At 37.8% G+C, this 23083-nt stretch carries 21 protein-coding genes, 1 rRNA gene and 1 other RNA gene; 17 read left to right on the top strand and 6 right to left on the bottom strand.

The window, feature by feature from the left end; genetic code table 11:
• Positions 1-134: 134 nt before the first annotated feature.
• Together rseP and CDL10_RS06620 are read right to left on the bottom strand one after the other, a co-directional pair.
• A complete protein-coding gene (rseP, locus tag CDL10_RS06625) occupies positions 135-1484 on the bottom strand; it encodes an RIP metalloprotease RseP (protein WP_100677801.1) in 1350 nt (449 codons plus the stop codon).
• A gap of 187 nt (positions 1485-1671) precedes the next feature.
• The gene (locus CDL10_RS06620) at positions 1672-2193 is read right to left on the bottom strand and encodes a HugZ family pyridoxamine 5'-phosphate oxidase (RefSeq protein ID WP_100677800.1); all 522 of its coding nucleotides are present in this window, start codon (positions 2191-2193) and stop codon (positions 1672-1674) included.
• 195 nt (positions 2194-2388) lie between these two features.
• Here CDL10_RS06620 and rpsO point away from each other — a divergent pair, with 195 nt between their 5' ends.
• The 3 genes from rpsO to CDL10_RS06605 all read left to right on the top strand — a co-directional run bounded on the left by rpsO (position 2389) and on the right by CDL10_RS06605 (position 6005).
• Entirely contained in the window at positions 2389-2658 is a 270-nt protein-coding gene (gene rpsO / locus CDL10_RS06615) for a 30S ribosomal protein S15 (protein ID WP_100677799.1), read from the top strand.
• Positions 2659-2877: 219 nt separating this feature from the next.
• The gene (locus CDL10_RS06610; RefSeq protein WP_100677798.1) at positions 2878-5037 is read left to right on the top strand and encodes a polyribonucleotide nucleotidyltransferase; all 2160 of its coding nucleotides are present in this window, start codon (positions 2878-2880) and stop codon (positions 5035-5037) included.
• 83 nt (positions 5038-5120) lie between these two features.
• On the top strand, positions 5121-6005 hold the full coding sequence (locus tag CDL10_RS06605) for a carboxypeptidase-like regulatory domain-containing protein (protein ID WP_100677797.1): 885 nt from the start codon (positions 5121-5123) through the stop codon (positions 6003-6005).
• 30 nt (positions 6006-6035) lie between these two features.
• Here the strand turns inward: CDL10_RS06605 and CDL10_RS06600 are convergent, their stop codons facing one another.
• Positions 6036-6623, bottom strand: a complete 588-nt coding sequence (locus tag CDL10_RS06600; protein ID WP_100677796.1) for a riboflavin synthase — start codon at positions 6621-6623, stop codon at positions 6036-6038.
• Between the two features lie 55 nt (positions 6624-6678).
• Here CDL10_RS06600 and pdxA point away from each other — a divergent pair, with 55 nt between their 5' ends.
• From pdxA to CDL10_RS06545, 11 genes are all read left to right on the top strand, one after another.
• Entirely contained in the window at positions 6679-7734 is a 1056-nt protein-coding gene (pdxA, locus tag CDL10_RS06595; RefSeq protein WP_100677795.1) for a 4-hydroxythreonine-4-phosphate dehydrogenase PdxA, read from the top strand.
• A gap of 64 nt (positions 7735-7798) precedes the next feature.
• Complete coding sequence (locus CDL10_RS06590; RefSeq protein WP_100677794.1) at positions 7799-8350, top strand: YceD family protein; 552 nt, start codon at positions 7799-7801, stop codon at positions 8348-8350.
• Positions 8351-8358: 8 nt separating this feature from the next.
• Positions 8359-8559 (top strand): 50S ribosomal protein L32, encoded by a 201-nt coding sequence (gene rpmF / locus CDL10_RS06585; RefSeq protein ID WP_100677793.1) that lies wholly within the window; start codon positions 8359-8361, stop codon positions 8557-8559.
• Between the two features lie 169 nt (positions 8560-8728).
• The gene (locus tag CDL10_RS06580; protein WP_100677792.1) at positions 8729-9727 is read left to right on the top strand and encodes a beta-ketoacyl-ACP synthase III; all 999 of its coding nucleotides are present in this window, start codon (positions 8729-8731) and stop codon (positions 9725-9727) included.
• A 25-nt stretch (positions 9728-9752) separates the two neighbouring features.
• Complete coding sequence (gene accB / locus CDL10_RS06575; protein ID WP_100677791.1) at positions 9753-10238, top strand: acetyl-CoA carboxylase biotin carboxyl carrier protein; 486 nt, start codon at positions 9753-9755, stop codon at positions 10236-10238.
• 93 nt (positions 10239-10331) lie between these two features.
• Positions 10332-11678 (top strand): acetyl-CoA carboxylase biotin carboxylase subunit, encoded by a 1347-nt coding sequence (gene accC / locus CDL10_RS06570; RefSeq protein WP_100677790.1) that lies wholly within the window; start codon positions 10332-10334, stop codon positions 11676-11678.
• A 182-nt stretch (positions 11679-11860) separates the two neighbouring features.
• A complete protein-coding gene (locus tag CDL10_RS06565) occupies positions 11861-12058 on the top strand; it encodes a cold-shock protein (RefSeq protein ID WP_100677789.1) in 198 nt (65 codons plus the stop codon).
• A gap of 99 nt (positions 12059-12157) precedes the next feature.
• Positions 12158-12751 (top strand): lipoprotein signal peptidase, encoded by a 594-nt coding sequence (locus CDL10_RS06560; protein WP_100677788.1) that lies wholly within the window; start codon positions 12158-12160, stop codon positions 12749-12751.
• A gap of 100 nt (positions 12752-12851) precedes the next feature.
• Positions 12852-14801, top strand: coding sequence for a tetratricopeptide repeat protein (locus tag CDL10_RS06555; protein WP_100677787.1), 1950 nt, complete (start codon positions 12852-12854; stop codon positions 14799-14801).
• Positions 14802-14805: 4 nt separating this feature from the next.
• Positions 14806-15567 (top strand): LytR/AlgR family response regulator transcription factor, encoded by a 762-nt coding sequence (locus CDL10_RS06550; protein WP_100677786.1) that lies wholly within the window; start codon positions 14806-14808, stop codon positions 15565-15567.
• A 105-nt stretch (positions 15568-15672) separates the two neighbouring features.
• Positions 15673-17787, top strand: a complete 2115-nt coding sequence (locus tag CDL10_RS06545; RefSeq protein WP_100677785.1) for a DUF7619 domain-containing protein — start codon at positions 15673-15675, stop codon at positions 17785-17787.
• A 72-nt stretch (positions 17788-17859) separates the two neighbouring features.
• On the opposite strand, the gene dprA is transcribed toward CDL10_RS06545, so the two are convergent.
• The gene (gene dprA / locus CDL10_RS06540; protein WP_100677784.1) at positions 17860-18966 is read right to left on the bottom strand and encodes a DNA-processing protein DprA; all 1107 of its coding nucleotides are present in this window, start codon (positions 18964-18966) and stop codon (positions 17860-17862) included.
• Positions 18967-19084: 118 nt separating this feature from the next.
• Here dprA and CDL10_RS06535 point away from each other — a divergent pair, with 118 nt between their 5' ends.
• Entirely contained in the window at positions 19085-19996 is a 912-nt protein-coding gene (locus CDL10_RS06535) for an HU domain-containing protein (protein WP_100677783.1), read from the top strand.
• Between the two features lie 529 nt (positions 19997-20525).
• Here CDL10_RS06535 and rrf read toward each other — a convergent pair.
• Positions 20526-20637: ribosomal RNA gene (gene rrf, locus CDL10_RS06530) — 5S ribosomal RNA — on the bottom strand.
• Positions 20638-21063: 426 nt separating this feature from the next.
• On the bottom strand, positions 21064-22146 hold the full coding sequence (locus tag CDL10_RS06525) for a glutaminyl-peptide cyclotransferase (RefSeq protein WP_243389302.1): 1083 nt from the start codon (positions 22144-22146) through the stop codon (positions 21064-21066).
• Positions 22147-22273: 127 nt separating this feature from the next.
• Here CDL10_RS06525 and CDL10_RS06520 point away from each other — a divergent pair, with 127 nt between their 5' ends.
• Together CDL10_RS06520 and ffs are read left to right on the top strand one after the other, a co-directional pair.
• Positions 22274-22852 (top strand): anthranilate synthase component II, encoded by a 579-nt coding sequence (locus CDL10_RS06520; protein WP_100677782.1) that lies wholly within the window; start codon positions 22274-22276, stop codon positions 22850-22852.
• 61 nt (positions 22853-22913) lie between these two features.
• An RNA gene (ffs, locus tag CDL10_RS06515) (signal recognition particle sRNA small type) lies at positions 22914-23011 on the top strand.
• Positions 23012-23083 lie beyond the last annotated feature (72 nt).

Below are 23083 nucleotides of genomic sequence, written 5' to 3'. Positions count from 1 at the left end.
CAAACTTAAATGCTTTTTTTAATATCTGCAAACAATTTTTTTATTTTTTTCTTCTTGTTGAAAGAACTTGTTTTCGTTATTGCGAGTGCAAATGTAGCACATTTTTTTACTACTGCAAATTTTTAAATAAAATTTTATTTAAAAATTGCCTTGTAAATATCATTTCCGTTGGCAAATAACAGCAAAGCAATCAGAATGAAAAAGCCAGCCGTTTGGGCATATTCCATAAACTTGTCACTTGGCTTTCTGCCGGTAACGATTTCATACAGCAAAAACATCACGTGCCCGCCGTCCAGTGCCGGAATCGGTAACAGGTTCATCACACCAAGCATGATAGACAACAAGGCGGTAATATTCCAAAAATGCTCCCAGCTCCACGTATCAGGAAAAACATCATAAATTGCTTTGAATCCGCCCACGCTTTTGTATGCTCCGGTGTCCGGATTAACAATTTTCTTTAATTGCTGTCCGTAATCCACCAGCCTTTCGATACCTTTATTTATCCCCACAGGAACAGACTCAAGCAGGGAGTAGCTTTCATGAGAAATTTCATACAGCCCCAAACGCTCGGCGTCTTTTTCTCTCAATCTTTTCGGATAAGCAAACCCTAATTTCCCTTCTTCATTGATAACAAGCGGCACTTTCAATTCTTCGTCGTCACGTTTTACGACAGCCGTTACTGTCTGGTTTTTATGTTTCTCAAGAATCGGCACAATTTGGTCTGCATATTCTATTCGGATATCATTAAGTGCGGTTATAAAATCCCCCGGCTGTAGAGCATCTTTGTTATGAGAATCTTCCGGAACAACTGACACAATAAGCGGAATTCGAGGAGCAACCGGGAAAATATCTTGCTCTCTTTCTGTAGCAAGTTTGTCTAATATATTAACAGGCAAATCTATTTCAACATCTGCCCCGTCACGGTTAACAACCAAATGCTGAGCCATCATAATTTTATAAGGCAACTCATTGGCTCGCTCTATTTTGTCCCCGTCCGCCAGAACAATTTTATCTCCGGTTTGTAGCCCTGCCTCTTGCAAAACTTCCGATTGCACCCACACACCATCTTTTAAACTTTCATTGGCAATATATTTATCCCCATAATAGCTTACCATTCCGATGTAAATCACAAATGCCAGAATAAAATTCACAGTCACACCACCAAGCATAATAATTAATCTCTGCCATGCCGGTTTCGAGCGGAACTCCCACGGTTGCGGTTCCTGCTTCATCTGTTCGGTGTCCATACTTTCGTCAATCATTCCGGCGATTTTCACATAGCCGCCCAATGGCAACCAACCAATACCATACACGGTTTCGCCGATTTTTTTCTTGAACAAAGAAAACTTAACATCAAAAAACAGGTAAAATTTCTCTACCCGGGTTTTGAATATTTTTGCGGGAATAAAATGCCCCAGCTCGTGCAAAACAATGAGCAGCGACAAACTCAGTAAAAATTGAGATATTTTGATAACGAATTCCATATTTTCTTACTTAAAAACCGCACAAAAATACGGTTTTAATTAGAAGTTTACACCTTTAGTCTTATTTTATCATTTTTTTAGGGCTGATTTTTCCGCAAACAGAGAAATCTGGGTATAAACAAATATGCGAATTCGCCTATAGGCAAATTCGCATATTTCAATCTCTATTTTGTTGTGTACTGTGTGTTTATTGATGATTTACATCATTACGGTGCTCAAGAATATTCAGGTTTTCATCAACGAAATACGCACTACCGAATCCGTTTACGTAGCTTCCTTTGGTTGGCTCAAGTTTTATTACGATAAAATCTTTCATCTCAGAAATGATATCTACCACTTTTCCGTGACGATCTTTTAATGATGCAACAACTGTTTTCCACAAATCAGAATCTCTTTCCACTTCCGACGTAGTTGTTTCCATAGTCAGTCTTTCTCTTGCATACACTTGTTTTGTTGCCGATTCATCTTCGATAAACATCATAGATGCATATCCGTTCAACAAATTTTTGGTGTGTTTTGCCATAAAAGAAACCAATACGTAAAAATCTTTACCTTCCTGCACATAAGGAGCATAGCTGGAAGTCGGCACACCTTCACTGTTCGTTGTTGCCAATATAACCGATTTTACCGAAGCGACTAACTCCTTTACCTTTGGAGCCAATGGCTTGGTTTTTTTCTGTGCAGTTGTTGCGTTTGTATGTGAATCCATATTTGATATAAATTTAATTGGGTACAAATTTAGTTATTTGGATTAAATAAAGATAATTATTTCCGAATAATCTTGATAAAAAGATGAGAATAAATTTATTACGTCCGAAAAGTTGCAGATTAAAATTATTGCTGTACATTTGCACCGAAATCAGAAAACCTGATTCTACATAATAATCATTTAAATAATATTAGCATGTATTTGACTAAAGAGAAAAAAGAAGAAATCTTCGCACAATACGGCGGAGAATCGAAAAACACAGGTTCTGCCGAAGGGCAAATCGCGTTGTTCACTTACCGAATCAACCACCTGACTGAGCACTTGAAAAGAAACCGTAAAGATTTCAACACCGAGCGTTCATTGGTATTATTGGTAGGTAAAAGACGTAGATTACTTGATTATCTTAAAAATAAAGAAATCAACAGATACCGTGAGATTATCAAACAATTGAACATCAGAAAATAATTTTCAGAGGTGCTTTTTGCACCTCTTTTTGTTTTTTATAACTTGAAAAAAAATGTTTAAATTATAAAAAAATTGTTTTTATTGTCATTCCGACAAAGGAGGAATCTCTCTAAAAATCAATAGTTTAAACAAATACTTAAAAAAGCTGTTTTTCATTGGGCCACAACTACACAACAACAACGCAACTGTCCATTATTAATTAAAAACATTTTTTAAGGTATGATACCGAATGTATTTCAAGAAACCATCGATTTAGGAAATGGGAGAACCATCGAAATCGAAACCGGAAAATTAGCCAAACAAGCTGATGGTTCCGTAGTAATTAAAACAGGAAACTGCGTATTGTTGGCAACAGCAGTATCTGCAAGATCTGCCAACCCAGGCGTCGATTTTTTACCACTTACGGTAGATTTCCGGGAAAAATTTTCCTCTGCCGGTAGATTTCCGGGAGGCTTTTTCAAAAGAGAAGCCCGACCAAGCGACCACGAAATTCTGACGATGCGTTTGGTTGACCGCGTGTTGCGTCCGTTATTTCCGGACGATTACCACGCCGAAACACAAATCATGATACAACTTTTGTCTTATGACGAGGAAGTAATGCCCGATTCATTGGCAGGATTAGCCGCTTCGGCAGCCCTGGCAGTATCTGATATTCCTTTCTACAACTACATTTCAGAAGTGCGTGTAGCAAGAGTAAATGGAGAATTTATCATTAACCCGAACAAATCTCAACTTGCTGAAGCCGATATCGATATGATGATTGGAGCATCTAAAGATTCGGTAGCGATGGTAGAGGGAGAAATGAAAGAAATCTCTGAAAAAGAAATGGTTGAGGCAATTAAATTTGCCCATGAAGCCATCAAAAAACAAATCGAAGCTCAGGAAAACTTGCGGGCAAAACTCAATTTGTCTTACCGCGAATATGAGTCTGAAAAAGCGGACGAAACTATCAAAACAAAAGTATTTGATTTCGCTTACGACAAAACTTTCGCTATTGCAGCTGAAGCCAGTGCAAAACATGAAAGAAGCGAAAAATTTGCCACATTAGAGGAGGAAGTAAAAGCCCTTTTCACTGAAGAAGAATTGGAAGAAAACGGCGATTTAGTACACAAATATTTCCACGACGTTCAGAAAGAGGCAGTAAGAAACCTGATTCTCGACAAAGGAATCCGTTTGGACGGAAGAACCACTACCGAAATCAGACCGATTTGGTGCGAAGTGAATTATTTACCATCTACGCATGGTTCGTCAATCTTTACTCGTGGAGAAACACAGGCGTTGGCTTCCGTAACTTTAGGTACGTCAAGAGATGTAAACGTGATTGACCTTCCGAGCGAACAAGGCGAAGAAAAATTCTATTTGCACTATAACTTCCCACCGTTTTCAACCGGAGAAGCAAGACCATTAAGAGGTGTTTCTCGTCGTGAAATCGGACACGGAAACCTGGCACAAAGAGCTTTGAAAGGAATGATTCCGGAAGATTGTCCTTATACTATCCGATTGATGTCAGATGTATTGGAATCGAACGGTTCGTCGTCAATGGCAACCGTTTGTGCCGGAACAATGGCATTGATGGACGCTGGTATTCAAATGAAAAAACCGGTTTCGGGTATCGCCATGGGATTAATTTCTGATGCCAAAACAGGCAGATGGGCAGTGCTTTCAGACATTTTGGGAGATGAAGACCACTTAGGAGATATGGATTTCAAAGTAACCGGTACAGCAGACGGAATTACCGCTTGCCAGATGGACATCAAAATCGAAGGTTTGGCATATGACATTATGGAAAAAGCCTTGGAGCAAGCTCGTGACGGAAGATTGCATATCTTGGGCAAATTAACAGAAACTATTGCACAGCCAAACGAGCAAGTTAAACCTCATGCACCGAAGATTATTAAAATCACTATTCCGAAAGATTTCATTGGAGCAATCATCGGACCAGGCGGTAAAAATATTCAAGGATTGCAGGAAGCTACCGGCACTACGATTGTGATTAACGAAGAGGGTGACACCGGAATCGTGGAAATCCTCGGAACTTCTCAGGAAGGTATCGACACAGCCATTCAAAGTATTCAAAACAGTACTTTTGAACCGGTTGTAGGTGAAACTTATAAAGTAACCGTAACAAAAATGCTTGACTTTGGAGCAGTGATTGAATTCGTTCCGGGTAAAGATTCGTTATTACATGTTTCTGAGTTTGACTGGAAACGCATCGAAAACCCTTCTGATGTTCTTAAAGTAGGCGATGTTCTTGATGTAAAATACATCGGTATCGACCCGAAAACAAGAAAGCCGAAAGTTTCTCGAAAAGCCTTAATGCCGAGACCACCAAGACCCGAGCATAAAGACAATCCAAGAAACAACGAGAATAATAAATAATTCTTAAAACCGCTTCAAATTGAAGCGGTTTTTATTTTTGTTAACAAGTTAGCCATTATTTTTGCCATCAAAACAATAAAACGATGAAAAAATTACTTTGGCTATTTTTACTTTTACCTTTTTGTGCACAAGCACAGATTTCAGGACGGTTGTTGGACAGCGAAACGCACGAACCTATTCCGTATGCACAAATCACGATTGCTAATCCGAAAGTACAGACCTACTCTACCGAAAACGGTCAGTTTAATTTTACGCAATTGGATTACGACAAAAATTATACCCTATCCATTGATGCTTTAGGCTATTTCAACAAAGAGATTAACACGTCTGAACTGAGCAATAGCCCGGATATTTTATTGGATCTCAACGAAGAAGTTTTACCGGAACTATACATCATTCCCGAAAATGCAAAAACCAAAATCAGGACGTATGGTCAGACAAAAGAAGGGTCGAAAAACACATTGATTGGAGCTTGTAATTCCGATTATTTGAAACTTATCGATAAAGAAAGCAAAGAAAGTGATTTCGAAGATGGAGAATATGGTATTTTATTCAGAAACAAAGGGTTAAGTAAAATTCTTTCTGCACATCTACATATACATCAAAATACATTAAAAAGGGCTTTAATAAAAATTCAGCTTTATGAAATATCAGGAGGAAAACCAATAAAACCGATTGTTCATGAGCCAATTATATTTGATATAAGAGATAAACAAGTAGGTTGGTTTAAAATCAATTTGGAAAATCAAAATATCTACCTTGACAAAGGCATTAAGAAGGTTGCAATGTTTATAAAAACGGTAGATACCGAATATTATCAAGATAAAGAAGACAATTGCTTATATTTTACTGGCATTTTCCCATCTTTGAACAATACAATAATTTACAGACACTTAAATGATGAAGGGTTTAGTAAAATTCCTCTTAGTTTTCCGTTATACTTAACAGTAGAAACTTACAGCTGGTAGATTTTTTCGGTTATGTAAATTAAATTTCGGTTAATTCTTACCTATCAAACGGGCAACATATTTCCCGATGACATCAAATTCGAGATTAACTCTCGTACCTGTTTGATAGGTTTTAAACAAAGTGTTTTCCAATGTATATGGAATTATCGCTACACTGAAAGTATTTTTGCCGGAATTAACCACAGTAAGACTTGTACCATCAACGGTTATCGAACCTTTTTCGATGGTTACATTTCCTTTGCTGGCATCATATTCAAAAGTAAAAACCGTACTGCCATTTTGTGACTGAATGTTTGTACAAACGGCGGTTTGGTCCACGTGTCCCTGCACAATATGCCCGTCCAGCCTTTCTGTTAGCAGCATTCCTCTTTCGAGATTAACCTCCTGCCCGACTTCCCAGTTACCGATCGTTGTTTTTTCTATAGTTTCCGCAATGGCAGTAACCTTATACATATCGCCTTCAATTGCTACAACAGTCAGACAAACACCATTATGGGCTACACTTTGGTCAACTTTTAACTCTGAAGTAAAAGCAGATTTTATCCACAAGTGTAAATTACCTTGCTCAGCCGACATTTTAACTATTTTCCCAAAAGACTCTACGATACCTGTAAACATTTTCCGAATATTTTTTTAACTTTGTTCAAAAGTAGCAAATAATCAGACAGGTGCAATGGTAAAAACAGGAGAAAATATTATAGTCGGGATTTCTGTAGGGGATATGAACGGGATTGGCCCTGAAATCATATTAAAAACCTTTGAAGATGCCCGCATGCTTGAGCTTTGCACACCGGTATTGTTTGCCAACAGCAGAGTTTTTACCTTTATCAAAAAGTATTTAAAAAGTAAAACCAATTTCATCTATACCGACCAGCCGGATAAAATCCAATACGGGAAATTCAACATTTTTAATGTCTGGAACGAGCCAGTAGATATCAATTTCGGAAAAACAGACCCAATTGTAGGAGGCTACGCCATTGAGTCGTTTGTTTCGGCGACCCGGGCACTCAAAGAAGGCTTGATAGACGTTTTGGTTACCGCCCCTATCGACAAGCACAATGTGCAATCGGAAAAATTCAACTTTCCCGGACACACCGATTACCTCAATCAGGAACTGAACGGCGAAGCGTTAATGCTGATGGTCAACGGGAATTTGCGGGTTGGATTGCTTACCGAGCATTTGCCGCTGAGCGAAGTAACCGCACACATCACACCGCAGAAAATCACAGAAAAAGTAAAAATCATACACCAAAGTCTGGTGCAGGATTTCAATATTTTAAAACCGCGAATTGCTGTTCTCGGACTTAATCCACATAACGGAGACCATGGCGTAATCGGCAATCAGGACGATGAAATCATTAAACCAACAGTGGAAAAATTATTTGACGAAGGTTATCTCGTTTCCGGTCCATTCCCGGCAGATGGTTTTTTTGGTTCGGCACTTTATGAAAATTTTGACGCTATTCTTGCCTGTTACCACGACCAGGGATTAGTGCCTTTCAAAACGTTGTCTTTCGGAAAAGGCGTGAATTTCACTGCCGGATTAGACAAAATCAGAACATCGCCCGACCACGGAACCGCATTTGACATTGCTGGCAAAGGAATCGCTGATTTCAGCTCGTTCAGGGAGGCAATATATATGGCTATTGACATTTATCAAAACCGTTTTGCTTACGAAGAAAGCAATAAAAACCCTTTAAAAATAAACATTAACAGCCGAAAAGAATAAAAAACCGTATTTTTTGTATATAATAACAAAAGTTTTTTATCTTTGCACGCTCAAATAGATGATTATGTCCGGTTTAAAAAATTATTTAATCCCGTTTTTGGGGCTAAAGCTCGGCAAACATCAATTTGAATATCAGATTGATAAAGAGTTCTTAGAATTATTTGATTACAACGAATTTCAAGCATTGAATGTGCAATGTATGGTTGAACTCAACAAGAAGGAAACTATGCTGGAACTCAGTGTTTTTCACAAAGGAACCGTTTTGGTAAATTGTGATTTGACCAACGAAGAGTTTGAACAGCCGATAGAAGGCACATTGAAAATGATTGTGAAATTCGGCGAGGAATACAACGACGACCACGATGAAATTCTCATATTGCCCTACGAAGAACACCAATTGTCCGTAGCACAATATATTTATGAATCGATATTGCTGTCTGTTCCGTCAAAAAGAATACACCCCGGTGTACTGGACGGCACGTTGGAATCAAAAGCACTGGAATATCTCGATTATCAACCTGAAGAAGATATCGAAGAAGAACAATCTGACAACGAAGAAGAATCAGAGACAGACCCAAGATGGGATAAATTAAAACAACTATTAACGGATAAATAATACAAGTTATGGCACATCCTAAAAGAAAGATTTCTAAAACAAGAAGAGATAAGAGAAGAACACATTACAAAGCAGTAGCACCAACCATCGCTACATGTCCAACAACCGGAGAGGCTCATTTGTTTCACAGAGCACACTGGCACGAAGGAAAATTGTACTACAGAGGACAAGTAGTTATTGACAAAGCTGAGGCTGAGACCGAAGCATAGGTCTATATTGCGTGTAAAAAAGCTAACTCTCGACGGAGTCATTTGTCGAGAGTTTTTTTTATATGAAATAGTTCAAAAAACACGAAAATTGGTCGAAAAAACAATCATTTGCATTTTTTTTCGTAATTTTCGGGTCTGAATACAAACTAACGATAACAAGATAGTTCTTATGACAAGAGTAACTGCAGCAATTACTGCTGTCGGAAAATACGTTCCGGAATATGTTTTATCCAATCAAATTCTGGAAACAATGGTTGATACCAACGACGAATGGATTACAACCAGAACAGGTATCAAAGAACGTCGGATTCTGAAAAAAGAAGAAGGAGAAGGCACTTCGTATATGGCAATCAAAGCCGCTCAGGACTTAATCGCCAAGAAAAACCTCAATCCGGAGGAAATTGATTTGCTTATTCTTGCTTCAGCAACACCAGATATGCCCGTAGCGTCAACAGGTGTTTTTGTAGCTACAAAAATCGGGGCGGTAAACGCTTTTGCATACGACCTGCAAGCTGCCTGCTCAAGTTTTTTGTATGCCATGTCAACAGCAGCTTCTTATATCGAATCCGGTCGCTACAAAAAAGTATTGGTCATCGGTGCAGACAAAATGTCCTCTATCATTGATTATGAAGACAGAGCCACTTGTATCATTTTCGGAGACGGTGCCGGAGCTGTATTATTTGAGCCCAACGAAGAAGGTCTTGGTCTTCAGGACGAATATCTCAGAAGCGACGGTGCCGGCAGAGATTTTCTGAAAATTGAAGCCGGAGGTTCCATATTACCTACTTCAGAAGAAACCGTAAAAAACAAACAGCATTTTGTTCATCAGGACGGAAAAACGGTATTCAAACACGCTGTTGCAGGTATGGCTGACGTTGCCGAAAAAATTATGGTCAGAAATCAACTGACCAAAGAAAATGTCAACTGGCTTGTACCTCATCAGGCAAACAAGAGAATCATCGATGCGACTGCCCACAGAATGGGGCTTGATGACGACAAAGTGCTTATCAACATTCACAAATACGGCAACACTACTTCAGCGACCTTGCCGCTTTTGCTCAACGATTACGAAAAACAAATCAAAAAAGGAGATAATCTAATTTTTGCCTCATTCGGAGGTGGGTTCACATGGGGCGCCATCTACCTAAAGTGGGCATACAATAGTTAATCAAAATCAACAAAATTTCTAAACTATGGATATTAAAGAAATTCAAAGCTTAATCAAATTTGTAGCCAAATCAGGCGCTACAGAAGTGAAACTGGAAATGGACGATTTCAAAATCACCATCAAAACCGGAACCGAAGGAGGAACAGAAACCGCCTATATTCAACAAATTCCGGTCGGAAATCCAGCTGTTGCACAACCTGTCGCTCCGGCTGCTACGCCAACTGCTGAAATGCCTGCTGCACCTGCTCAGGAAAATGCAGACAATGACAAATACATCACCGTAAAATCACCTATCATTGGTACATTCTACAGAAAACCATCACCGGACAAAGCTCCGTTCGTGGAAGTAGGAAGTGATATCAAACAAGGAGATGTGCTGTGCGTTATCGAAGCAATGAAACTATTTAACGAAATCGAATCTGAAGTGTCTGGTAAAATCGTAAAAGTTCTGGTTGACGACTCTTCACCGGTAGAATTCGACCAACCACTATTCTTAGTTGATCCTTCTTAATTTGATTATTTGAAGATGTGCAGGTTTTGATAACAATTACCACACTTCAAAAATTTTCAGATTTTCAAATTGTTTAATTTTCAAATTAAAGAGATGTTTAATAAAATACTAATTGCCAATCGGGGAGAAATCGCTTTGCGGATTATCCGTACCTGTAAAGAAATGGGGATAAAAACCGTGGCTGTTTACTCTAAAGTTGATGCAGACAGTTTGCATGTAAAATTTGCAGATGAAGCCGTTTGTATCGGCCCGGCACCAAGTAGCGAATCCTACCTGAAAATACCGAATATCATTGCAGCGGCAGAAATTACCAATGCTGATGCTATTCACCCGGGTTATGGTTTCTTATCCGAAAACGCTAAGTTCTCAAAAATCTGTGCAGAACATGGCATAAAATTTATCGGAGCTTCGCCCGAAATGATTGAACAAATGGGTGACAAAGCCACCGCCAAAGAAACGATGAAAGCTGCCGGAGTACCAACAGTTCCCGGTTCTGACGGGTTGTTAAAGTCTTTGGAGCATGCCAAACAAGTTGCAGGAGAAATTGGTTATCCGGTAATGATGAAAGCTACTGCCGGTGGCGGTGGTCGCGGAATGCGTGAAATCTGGAAAGAAGAAGACCTTGACAAAGCATGGGAAAGTGCCCGCCAGGAAGCTGCTGCGGCATTTGGCAATGACGGAATGTACATGGAAAAACTTATCGTTGACCCGAGACATATCGAAATCCAGGTGGTTGGAGATGCTTACGGAAAAGCCTGCCATTTGTCTGAAAGAGATTGTTCTATCCAGCGTCGTCACCAGAAACTGACTGAGGAAACCCCGTCACCGTTTATGACTACGGCTTTACGTAAAAAAATGGGAGAAGCCGCTGTGAAAGCTGCAGAATATATCAAATACGAAGGTGCAGGTACTATCGAATTTCTGGTAGATAAAGACCGTAATTTCTATTTTATGGAAATGAACACCCGTATTCAGGTAGAGCACCCGATTACCGAGCAGGTAATTGATTACGACCTCATCAGAGAACAAATATTAGTTGCTGCCGGCACACCGATTTCCGGAAAGAACTACACCCCGAAACTACACTCTATCGAATGCCGTATTAACGCGGAAGATCCTTATAACGGATTCAGACCGTCGCCGGGAAAAATCACGACTTTACACGCTCCGGGAGGGCATGGAATTCGTCTGGACACCCATGTGTATTCAGGCTATACCATTCCGGCAAACTACGATTCAATGATTGCCAAACTGATTACCACAGCTCAAACCCGCGAAGAAGCCATCAATAAGATGAAAAGAGCCTTAGACGAGTTTGTGATTGAAGGAATCAAAACAACCATTCCGTTCCACAGACAGCTGATGGACGATCCGAATTATGTGGCAGGAAACTACACCACTGCATTTATGGAAACTTTTGAAATGAAAGATGAAGAATAGGAAGAAGCCGGACTGATTTGTCCGGCTTTTTTGTTGGATATCGGGTGTTTGATGTTTGGTGTTCTGCCTGCTGAAATCTGCCTGCCGACTGCTAATTATAAAAAAAATGCCTTATTTCGTTGTGTACCTGCATAATTGTACTATCTTTGGCACAATTATTAATTTTATTATTTTTTATTTAAATGAGAACAGGTACAGTAAAGTTCTTTAATGAAACCAAAGGTTTTGGTTTTATTACCGACGGAGAAACAGGAGAAGATATCTTTGTACACATTAGCGGTGTCAAAGGTCGTGTAATCAAAGACGGAGACCAGGTTTCTTACGAGGAAGCTGACGGAAAAAAAGGAAAAATCGCTACAGAAGTTATTATCGTTGAATAATCATATCAGTATTAGAATTTCCGAAAAACACCTCAATATGCTTGGGGTGTTTTTTTGTAACTGAAAAAAAAGTTACATTTGTCGCTCAATAAATTAATTATGTCTTTGAAAAAAGCTTTGTTTTGGACGTTTGTCGTGTTGCTGATAGACCAAATCAGTAAAATATATATTAAAACCAATTTTCTTTTAGGAGAAGAAATTCACGTTTTTGACTGGTTCAGAATACGGTTTATTGAAAACGAGGGCATGGCTTGGGGCGTAAAACTACCCGGAGATTACGGTAAACTGGCTCTGACACTGTTCCGGATTGTTGCCGTAGGCGGAATTCTGTACTGGCTTAACGACACCGTCAAAAAGAACAGCCCTAAACTGCTCACTTTTGCCATAGCACTTGTTTTGGCAGGGGCTTTGGGTAATATCATCGATTCTGTTTTTTACGGCGTTATTTTCAGCGAAAGCACACCTTATCACTTGGCAGAGGCTTTCTCGGACAACGCTTATGGCAGTTGGTTTCACGGTAAAGTGGTTGATATGCTGTACTTCCCGATTTGGCAAGGCAAACTACCAGAGTGGCTACCGATTTGGGGCGGTCAGGATTTTCTCTTTTTTAACGCCATATTCAACCTGGCAGATTCTGCCATTACTGTGGGTGTTGCCATAATGATTTTGTTTAATAAGCGGTTGTTTAAGTAAGCTCGCCAAAAAGCTACAAAATCTAAATCAACTCTGTCTAATTCTAATTGGCATTAGCTATAATGGATTTTTGTTTTTAAATTCGACAAAAATCTGATGTATGTATAGAGTTGTTTTATTTTTTATTTTGTGTTTACCTCTAGTCGGTTTTTCCCAAAACGCAATCATTGACAGTTTGCTACAACGCAATCAAATAATCAATGATGATACGGAGAAAATAAATAACTGGAACAAAATTTCAGATTTATATAAAACACAAGACCCTAATCAAACGCAACACTATGCCCAAAAGGCTCTTCTTTTAGCAGAAAAACTGAATTTTGATAAGGGCAAGGCAATTGCTTATATGAATCTCGGCAATGCTTCGGTTGTTTTGGGAGATTATGTTTCAGCCTTAGAATTTTTTACCAACGCCAAAAACATCTATGAAGATTTAAACCTTATTTCTGAAGATTTTGATAATGGTTTGGCAAGGGCTTATGGAAGCATCGGAGTTGTTTTCTCGGAGCAGGGAAGCTATACCAAGTCTTTGGAATATCATTTGAAAGCTCTGAAAATTTATGAAGCGACAAACAGAGACGACATGTTGGCAAAAGTCTATAACAATACAGGTATTGTATATAAGGCAAGAGGAGAAAACTTCAAAGCATTAAATTACTTCCAGAAAGCAAAAGAGATTCAGGAAAAACTCAATGATGGTACCATCGGAATTACTACAACTAACATAGGCAATATCTATTTAGACCTTAACGATTACGAACAGGCATTTTTATATTATGATGAAGCCAAGTCTTATTTCAATAAATACCCGAATTATAGAGGCGAAGGAGAACTTTATAATAATTTAGGTGTATATTACAATCGTACGAATAATCCGGATAAAGCCCTTGAAAGTTGGGCTGAAGCGACCGATAAATTCAACCAAATTGATGATAAATTCGGTTTATCAGACACATATTATTATTTAGGTAATTTTCATTTTGAAAACAACAATTACCACGAGGCGTTGTTATATACCAAAAAAGCAAACGTTTTGGCAGAAGATGTTGGTATTCTTACCATGAAAGTATTCAGCGAAAAATTACTCAGTGATATTTATGAAAAACAGAACAATGTAGAAAAAGCACTATTACACTATAAAAAATACGCCATTTCCAAAGACAGCCTGACGAATTATGAAAACATTAGAAAAAGTGTACAATCAGAAATGACTTTCGAATTTGAGAAAAGAGAATCCCTACACAAAAAAGAACAGGAAAAGAAAGAAATATTGCTAAAAGAGCAAGCAAAAAGACACACGCTACAACTGTTTTTCGGACTATTGACCATTATACTGATTGTAGGCATCGGATTTTTGTACTACAACAGAAATCAGTTGAAAAAAACACTTACCTTACAAAAAGACCTTGCCGATTACGAGCAGAAAGCACTGCATTTGCAGATGAATCCACATTTTGTATTTAATTGTTTGGGGTCGATATCAAGCTTTATTGTTCAGAACGGAAATGATGCAGCGGTAAAATATTTAGCCAAGTTCTCCAAATTAATGAGACTCACGTTAGATTATTCTAAAGAAACATTAATTTCCGTCGATAAGGAAATAGAAGGACTTCAAAACTATCTTGAGCTTGAACAACTTAGATTTAATAATGCATTTGACTTTTCTATCACAAAAGCAGATAATATTGAAGACGACATAGCACTCCCTCCTCTTTTGATACAACCCTTTGTTGAAAATGCAATCATACATGGACTTATTCCGAAAAAGGAAGGGAACCTCAAGGTTCTGATTGACTTTTCTCTGACTGAAAATAACCTGATATGCACTATTACAGACAACGGAATTGGTATAAATGTTTCAAAAAAGAGAAAGAAAAATTCTGTTCAGGTACATAAATCTCTGGCAATAGAAATTATAAAAAAACGGTTGGAAATGATGGACAATGCAAAACAAAAAACCTTCTTTTCCATTGAAGAACAAGAAAAAGACGGTATTACATCGGGCACAAAAGTATTACTTGAATTACCTATTCAATATCTAAAAACATAAAAAGATGATTACAGCAATATTAGTAGATGACGACGTAAATCTCAGAAAAGGCATGAAAAAACTTATTCAGCGGTATGCTCCGGAAATTAATATTTTGGGAGAAGCCGAAAGTGTTGAGGAGGCTATCGAGATTTTTAACAAAGTGAACCCTCAGGTATTGTTTTTGGATATTAGGCTAAATGACGGAACAGGGTTTGATATCCTGGAAAAACTTACGGCAGCAAGCGGAAAAGTAGAATCTCAGGTCGTCTTTATCACCGCTCATGAAGAATACGCTATCAGAGCATTCAGGTTTAGTGCCTTGGATTTTTTACTAAAACCGGTAGATCCGGACGAACTGATAAAAGTTCTCGAAAAAATAAAAAATACCATAAGAAAAATGGATACTTTCGGACACATTGATTTACTGCTGGAAAATATCCGGAATAAAGTAGATAATTTCAAAAGAATTGCCTTGTCCACCATAGACGGAATTCATCTTTTTGACATCAGCGACATTATCAGATGTGAATCGACAGATAATTACACTACGTTCTATATCCAAAATTCAAAGCCTGTTTTAATATCTAAAACACTCAAAGAATATGAGGAGCTACTGGCGAAACATGGGTTTGAACGCATACACCAGTCTCATTTAATCAATTTAGCCTATTTAAAATCCTATATCAAGAAAGACGGTGGATATGTTATCATGACAGACAATACACATTTACCGGTTTCTCAACGGAAAAAGGATAGATTACAAGACATTATACGTAACTTATAAAAGGAAAATATCTTTATTCTCAGCCAAAATAAGCAAATTCTAATTAGCCCATCACAGAAAAACGAATGATGATTAATTTTATAGAAACAAAAAAATATAAATATCATGAAAAAATTATTACAAATCACAGCAGCCTATTTCGTCTTAACAGCATTTAACCCTGTTTCTGCACAGATAGTAAATATCCCCGACAATAATTTTAAACAAAAATTATTAACATCAAGTACTGGTAACGATGTTGCTAAGGATGTTGACGGGAACAACATGAAAATAGACGTTAATAATGATGGGGAAATTCAAGAAAGTGAAGCACTAAATGTATATGAACTGAGTATATACAATTCTTCAATAGCCGATTTGACAGGTATTGAGGCTTTTACAAACCTTACTCTTTTGGGTGTTTCACACAATGATTTATCAACAATTGATTTGTCCAATAACCCTAACCTTGAATATTTTAATTGTAGTTCTAATGATTTAACTGTGATTGATTTATCCAACAATTCAAATATTTACCATTTGGATTGTGGCTCTAATAATTTAATCACAATCGATTTATCCAACAATTCAAATATTTACTATTTGGATTGTGGCTCTAATAATTTAACTACAATCGATTTATCTAATAATCCTAATATTTATACTCTTTCGTTATACGACAACCCAAACCTAACCACTTTAAACCTTCATAATGGAACTTTATTAAATACTGAAATTTTTGAGAATGGTTCGTGGAGCGAAATGTGGAATTTACCAGATAACGTGTACATTTGTGCAGATGAAGAAGAAATTTCTATTATTGGTCCTTATTTAAATACGATGGGGAGTTCCGGTCAGGTAATATCCTCTGCATGTAGCTTTTTACCGGCGGGCGATTATAACACTATTAAAGGGGTTGTTTATAGCGATTGGGACAATAATGGTTGTGAAGAGGGTGAAGAGGTGAATTTTAGCGGAGTAAAGCTTCAAAAAGATAGTGACTACATTTATTCTTACACCAACTTTGATGGTGAGTATCATTTTTTTACCAACGACGGAACATTTAACCTCAGTCTTGGAGATATTAACCCGGATTGGTTCACAGTAACTCCGGAAGATTATTCTATTGTTTTTGATGCTGTTGATGGGAGCGTTTCAGAACAAGACTTCTGTATTACACCTAACGGCAACCACCCTGATTTGGAAATTCTAATTACACCGCTTGGTGGTGCCATTCCAGGGTTTACATCGGTATATAAAATCGTTTACAGAAACATCGGTAACCAACTAATGTCTGGAGAATATGGAATAAATCTTTTCTTTGATGACAACCTCATGGATTTCGTTTCTGCAGACGTTACCCCAGAATCAACTGGTACAGGAACCCTAAGCTGGTCATACGAAAACCTCAAGCCATTTGAATCAAGAGAGATAATTGTAGATATGGCTATTAATACCCCTACAGACCCTGATTTTCCTGTAGAGATTGACGACGAACTGACCTTTACCGTAAACATATTGCCTGTATCAGGAGATGAAAACCCTCTTGACAACACATTTATTTACAACCAAACAGTTGTGGGAAGCTTTGATCCTAATGACATTACTTGTTTAGAAGGAAAAGAAGTCGGCACAAATTATATTGGAGAAGACTTGCATTACCTTGTTAGATTCGAGAATACAGGCACAGATGTAGCTCATAACATCGTAGTAATTATGGATATTAATGAAGATTACTACAACCCGGATTCATTAGATATATTACGCAGTTCGCATGATGTTGACGTTCGTTTGCATGGCAACACAGCCGAAATGTATTTCAATAATATTATGTTAGAAACATCTGGGCACGGAAATATTTTATTGGCACTGGAAACCAGAGATACGCTTGAAGAAAACGATTTTGTTATCAGCAAAACCGATATTTATTTCGATTTCAATTACCCGATAACAACCAATGATGCCCAAACTACTTTTTTAGCCAGCCTAAGCATAGTAGAAAATACAGAAAATATCAATCTTAATATCTATCCGAACCCGGCAAAAGATAAATTCACAATAAGTACCAAGTCAAAAATCCGTCAGATAGAAATATTCGACATGACCGGAAAACTGATAAAAATAAGCACTGTGAATGATAACGAATCCGTTCAGGATATTAACTACCTCAGTAACGGTGTTTATCTGATGAAGGTAAAAACAGACGATGGAAATATAACTGCCCGATTGGTTAAAGAATAAATATTCTTATTCCGATTTCAGCCAAAGACTTCCCGAAAACGCCATTATGATTTTCGGGAAATCTTTTGTTTTTTATATCCACTGATAATATTTCCCTTGCAATGGTTTGACCAACCCTTTCATTTCGAGATTAAAAAGCAAAACCATCAGTTGATGAACAGGTATTCCGGTATCTATGGAAATCACGTCGAGTAATTCTTTTTCCTTTTTGCCAAGATAATCTGCAATAATTTGTTCTTCATCACTCAATTCCACAAAAAGCTGAGGCTGAACAGCCTTAGGTTTAGAATTTGCGGGATTTATCCAACCCATCAGCTGAACGATATCTTCATGTGAAGTTATCAAATGAGCCTGATTGGTTTTAATCAAATGGTTGCACCCAGCACTATACGGGTCGGTAATTCGACCGGGAACCGCCATCACTTCACGATTGTAGTCATTCGCCAAACGAGCGGTAGATAACGAGCCACCCCGAACGGCACTTTCCACAACCACCGTTCCGGCAGATAATCCGGCAACGATGCGATTCCGCCGGACAAAATTTTCTTTATTAACCGCATCAGAACTCCAGAATTCGGTCAGGAATCCGCCATTTTCAATGATTTTTTGGTTGTATTTTTTGTGCATCGCCGGATAGGTTTGCTGTAAACCGTGACCCAAAACAGCAATCGTTTTCAGGTCGTTATCAACAGCGGCAAGGTGTGCGTGGATATCTGCCCCGAAAGCATATCCGCTAACGATAGTCGGTTCATAACTTTGGATATTTTTAATGGTTTCTTTGATAAACGAAATGCCATTTTGCGTGATATTCCGCGTGCCGACAACGCTGAGCATGTTTTTATAAACGGAAAAATCAATTCCTTTGTAAAACAAAAACAACGGAGCATCAACACATTGTTTCAGCAAATATGGATAATTATCATCAAAAATCGTCAGGATTTCTATTTGATTATTTTTTGTGAATTTCAACTCATTTTCTACCAAATCAAAGCGGTTGAAAGATTTTATTTTTTTAACCAGCACATCGCTGATGCCTTCCACCGACTTTAATTCTTTCGCATTCACTTCAAAAATTTTTTGAGGCGAATCAAAATGACGGAGTAGTTTTTTGGCAATAACACTTCCCACGCGGTCAATACGCGAGAGTGCCATCAGGTAATATAATTCTTCCTTTTTCATGCAAATTTTGTTGTCGGATAAAGATAGAAAAATACTTATAAACAACCTTATTCAAAATGTTGAAAAATTATCAATGAATAGTATTTGAATGTGTATGATTAATTAATATATTTGTATTATGAGATTAGAAAAGTATATATCCGATTTATTATACAGACACCAATGCGTGGTTGTTCCTGGGTTCGGGGCATTCATCGCGGAAGAAGTAAGTGCAACTTATAATCCGAAAAGTCAGACTTTTATTCCGCCAAGGAAATTGGTTTATCTCAATACGTTATTAAAAAATAATGACGGTTTGCTAGCTCAATATATTGCCAGAGAAAAGCAAATTACCTACTCAACTGCAGTAGAATTCATCAGTGAAAATGTTACTATGTGGAATAGTGCAATTGAGCAAAAAAAACCGATTGAATTGAGCGGTTTAGGGACAATATTAAAAAATGAAGAGGGTATCGTTGGTTTCGAGGCTTATGGTATTCAGAATTATCTGACTACTTCGTTTGGATTGAGCAATGTTATGGTATCTAAACTTCAGCAAGCAGAAAAAGAAACCAAAATAATTCCTATTCAATCCCGCAAATCCGGATACAGAAAATATGCACAAGCTGCTGCTGCGGTACTTATCGGTGCAGGAGCATGGTTCGGTTACAACAATTACCAGGAATATACTTATTTTGAATCACAGAAAAATGCAGTAACGCAGGCTGTGAACGACAAAGTGCAGCAACAGTTGCAACAGGCAACCTTTTTTATCGAACCTCCTCAAATAAAATTTGAAACCAATGAAACCAAAATCAATCATTATCTGATTGCAGGAGCTTTCAGAACAGAAAAAAGAGCCAGTGTACTTGTTGAAGAACTCAAAGAAAAAGGCTTTGAAAACGCCCGGTTTTTATCTAAAACCAAGTATAATCTCTACCCGGTAACTTATGGTTCTTATACCGACGAAACCGAAGCAAGAGAAAAGCTAAGAGAGATACAAAAAACAGACAATAAAGAAGCTTGGATTTTGACACAGGAAAGCAAATAAACAATATTCTTAATAACATACACTACCCCGAAGAGAAATTTTCGGGGTATTTTTATATGTAGATTATTTATTTATTGAATGTGTTAGGTCTATAAAACGAGATTGTCCAGCTATAGTATTTATACGGAAAAAAGCATAGATTATTCATTCTTCGCAGATGGATTGAATCATATCTTTTTAGAGAGGTTAGAGTGTAGAAAAGTCGACCTAAGGGTAAATATATATATGACGTGAATCGATTAAGCTAAAAGCCCTCTCTCATTCTGATAGAGCCTCGAGGGCTTGAAATCTTTACTCGAACAGACAGAGCAATCTCAAATAATCATATATGCCCCTTTTTGCTTTTCTATACACGAAATTAGATTATATTAGGTATTGAATAAATCGAATATAAACAAAAAGTCCTTTACATTTCTGTAAAGGACTCTTAAAACAAGGCGGCGACCCGAGTCCCGATAGTCATCGGGACGAACTGCGCCGCTCGTATAAAAAAAGAAAGCCTGTCTTTTTCAAGACAGGCTTCACTAAAACAAGGCGGCGACATACTCTCCCGCATGGTATTGCAGTACCATCTGCGCAATCGGGCTTAACTTCTCTGTTCGGAATGGGAAGAGGTGAGCCCCGATGCTATAACCACCTTAAGCTTTTCAGGCAAGAGGCATTAGCCATAAGGCATTAGCTTTTTACCCCCCATTAGCTATTGNGTAATCAGGTTGGCACCTGTGCCGTTATACAGCACTTATGAAGAAATGTATGAATTCGGACAAATTCTCTCTGAAGGAATCAGACAAATGAAGTAGTTTTTAGAGCCTGTTTAAAATTATCTAATAATTTGTTTATGCTTCTTTTTGGTCATAACTGCGTTAAATTTTAAAACGATAGCTCTGCTATCCTTTGAAAATTTGCCTTGTTCTGCCTCAAAAATAAACTATAAACATTTTTACAATACAAATTTAAACAGACTCTTACTTTTAAAATTATAAAACCCGCATCTTTCAATTTGATATGATGCGGGTTTATTTTGAACTTAATAGGTCTTCAGAACCTGAAAAAGGTTTATTTTTTCACTATTTCTTGTTAATACGGATTTCAAACATTTTATCCCAGTTTTTTCCGGTCACAAAAAAAGTATCTGTTTTTTTGTTATAGGCAATTCCGTTCAATACGTCCATATCCGGGTGGTGAGTTACTTTATCCTTCAAGGAAGCAAGGTTCAGCACACCTTCAACCGCACCGGTATTTGGGTCGATTATTGCAACAGCGTCCTGCGTATAAACATTGGCATAAATTTTACCGTTCACCCATTCCATTTCATTGATTGCCGGAATAACATAGCTGTTGGTCGCAACGGTCACATAATCAATCATTGAAAAATCTTCCGGATTTACTTTATAAATATTCGGACTACCGCCGGTCATATATAAATTTTCTCCGTCAGTAACCAATCCCCAACCTTGCATATTTTGAAAATATTTAAAGGTTCTTTTCTTTTCCAGCGTATGCACGTCATACACATAACCTTCGTTATGCTGCCATGTCAACTGATAGATTTCGTCATTCAGTACAGTAGCTCCTTCCCCGAAATATTGGTCGTCCAGCTCTACTATTTTCAGGACTTCTCCGGTTTTCGGGTTCACTTGTCTTATACTTGATTTCCCTCTGTTTCCGGTTTTTTCACTTGCTCCGTTTCCGGTACTTTCAATCAGCATATCTCCGTAAAATTCCAATCCTTGCGTATAGGCTTTGAGGTCATGCGGATATTCGTTCACAATATCAAAAGTCAATACTTCCGGAATATCCTGTGGCAAAACATCTATATTTACCTGTGCCGCACCGGTACTTTTTCCGGAAAAAACTTCAGCACTAATGCGTTTCGGCCCATATTTTTCGGCAGATAAATCATACTGAAAAACATCGTCGCTTTTCGCTCTACCGATTCGTTTATCATTGGCATAATACACCACAGAATCTATCGAAATATTATCCGGATTAGTGATTTGCAAAGGCACCGACTGTCCTATGTCATAAGTTTGATTGAGCTTTGACGAATCAAATTGAAAAGTAGTTTTTTCTGTTGCTTTTTTATCTTCGCATGAAATCAACACCAAAGTAGAAAAGGCTACAAGTGATAATGTGTATATCTTTTTCATTGTTTTTAAATTATTTTAGTAGAAAATATCAGCGAATATACCCATTTTTTAAACGCCAAAAAAACTAAGCAACAAAAAATTAACACTCCAAATACTTTGCTTAAATTTGCTCAGTAACAAAAGGATAATGAAAAGAAAAATCTGTGTAATTGACAATTACGACTCGTTTGTGTATAATCTGGTTCATATTATCGAAGGATTAGACACGAGCGAAATTGTTGTATATAAAAATGATGAAATAGATTTTGAGGAATTACGTCATTGTGATAAAATATTGCTCTCGCCCGGGCCGGGCGTACCTCGTGAATCCGGACAACTGATGGAAGTTATTCATCAATTTCATCAAACGCACGCTATATTGGGGGTATGTCTGGGGCACCAGGCAATCGGAGAGTATTTCGGCTGGAAACTTACCCAGCTCGACCGCCCTTTGCATGGTATCCCGACAATGATAAGCGTAACTGCCGACAATCTGTTGTTTCATCAGATTCCGAAAAAATTTCAAATTGGTCATTATCATTCCTGGATTATTACTCCACCAAAAGATATTACCAATAATGCTCTCGAAATAACTGCCGTAGATGAGCATCATCACGTAATGGCTGTCAGACACAATCATTTACCTGTTTATGGCGTGCAGTTCCACCCGGAATCTATCATGACGGAATTTGGTCGTGAAATACTAGCAAATTGGGTAAACAGCTAAATTTATCTGTATAAAAATTCTCAGTCTGTTGCAGAAAGATAAAAAAGTAGTATATTTGCACTGGCAAGTCCTACACGACCAGCTCCTGCAGAATCCCCCAGGGTGGGAACGCAGCAAGGGTATGTGGTTGTAGCGGTGCGATGTAGGTCGCTTGCCACTTTTTAACGAAATATCTTACATAAAAATACACAAAGGAACTGTTAATCAGTTCCTTTTTTGTTTGCTTAAGCT

It is taken from the genome of Avrilella dinanensis (assembly GCF_002807015.1).
GTDB lineage: Bacteria > Bacteroidota > Bacteroidia > Flavobacteriales > Flavobacteriaceae > Flavobacterium > Flavobacterium dinanensis.
This window is presented reverse-complemented; position numbering and strand designations above follow the sequence as displayed.

Coding starts and splice junctions, on each gene's coding strand:
- rseP (WP_100677801.1), bottom strand. CDS start 1,484: ATGGAATTCGTTATCAAAATATCTCAATTTTTACTGAGTTTGTCGCTG.
- CDL10_RS06620 (WP_100677800.1), bottom strand. CDS start 2,193: ATGGATTCACATACAAACGCAACAACTGCACAGAAAAAAACCAAGCCA.
- rpsO (WP_100677799.1), top strand. CDS start 2,389: ATGTATTTGACTAAAGAGAAAAAAGAAGAAATCTTCGCACAATACGGC.
- CDL10_RS06610 (WP_100677798.1), top strand. CDS start 2,878: ATGATACCGAATGTATTTCAAGAAACCATCGATTTAGGAAATGGGAGA.
- CDL10_RS06605 (WP_100677797.1), top strand. CDS start 5,121: ATGAAAAAATTACTTTGGCTATTTTTACTTTTACCTTTTTGTGCACAA.
- CDL10_RS06600 (WP_100677796.1), bottom strand. CDS start 6,623: ATGTTTACAGGTATCGTAGAGTCTTTTGGGAAAATAGTTAAAATGTCG.
- pdxA (WP_100677795.1), top strand. CDS start 6,679: ATGGTAAAAACAGGAGAAAATATTATAGTCGGGATTTCTGTAGGGGAT.
- CDL10_RS06590 (WP_100677794.1), top strand. CDS start 7,799: ATGTCCGGTTTAAAAAATTATTTAATCCCGTTTTTGGGGCTAAAGCTC.
- rpmF (WP_100677793.1), top strand. CDS start 8,359: ATGGCACATCCTAAAAGAAAGATTTCTAAAACAAGAAGAGATAAGAGA.
- CDL10_RS06580 (WP_100677792.1), top strand. CDS start 8,729: ATGACAAGAGTAACTGCAGCAATTACTGCTGTCGGAAAATACGTTCCG.
- accB (WP_100677791.1), top strand. CDS start 9,753: ATGGATATTAAAGAAATTCAAAGCTTAATCAAATTTGTAGCCAAATCA.
- accC (WP_100677790.1), top strand. CDS start 10,332: ATGTTTAATAAAATACTAATTGCCAATCGGGGAGAAATCGCTTTGCGG.
- CDL10_RS06565 (WP_100677789.1), top strand. CDS start 11,861: ATGAGAACAGGTACAGTAAAGTTCTTTAATGAAACCAAAGGTTTTGGT.
- CDL10_RS06560 (WP_100677788.1), top strand. CDS start 12,158: ATGTCTTTGAAAAAAGCTTTGTTTTGGACGTTTGTCGTGTTGCTGATA.
- CDL10_RS06555 (WP_100677787.1), top strand. CDS start 12,852: ATGTATAGAGTTGTTTTATTTTTTATTTTGTGTTTACCTCTAGTCGGT.
- CDL10_RS06550 (WP_100677786.1), top strand. CDS start 14,806: ATGATTACAGCAATATTAGTAGATGACGACGTAAATCTCAGAAAAGGC.
- CDL10_RS06545 (WP_100677785.1), top strand. CDS start 15,673: ATGAAAAAATTATTACAAATCACAGCAGCCTATTTCGTCTTAACAGCA.
- dprA (WP_100677784.1), bottom strand. CDS start 18,966: ATGAAAAAGGAAGAATTATATTACCTGATGGCACTCTCGCGTATTGAC.
- CDL10_RS06535 (WP_100677783.1), top strand. CDS start 19,085: ATGAGATTAGAAAAGTATATATCCGATTTATTATACAGACACCAATGC.
- CDL10_RS06525 (WP_243389302.1), bottom strand. CDS start 22,146: ATGAAAAAGATATACACATTATCACTTGTAGCCTTTTCTACTTTGGTG.
- CDL10_RS06520 (WP_100677782.1), top strand. CDS start 22,274: ATGAAAAGAAAAATCTGTGTAATTGACAATTACGACTCGTTTGTGTAT.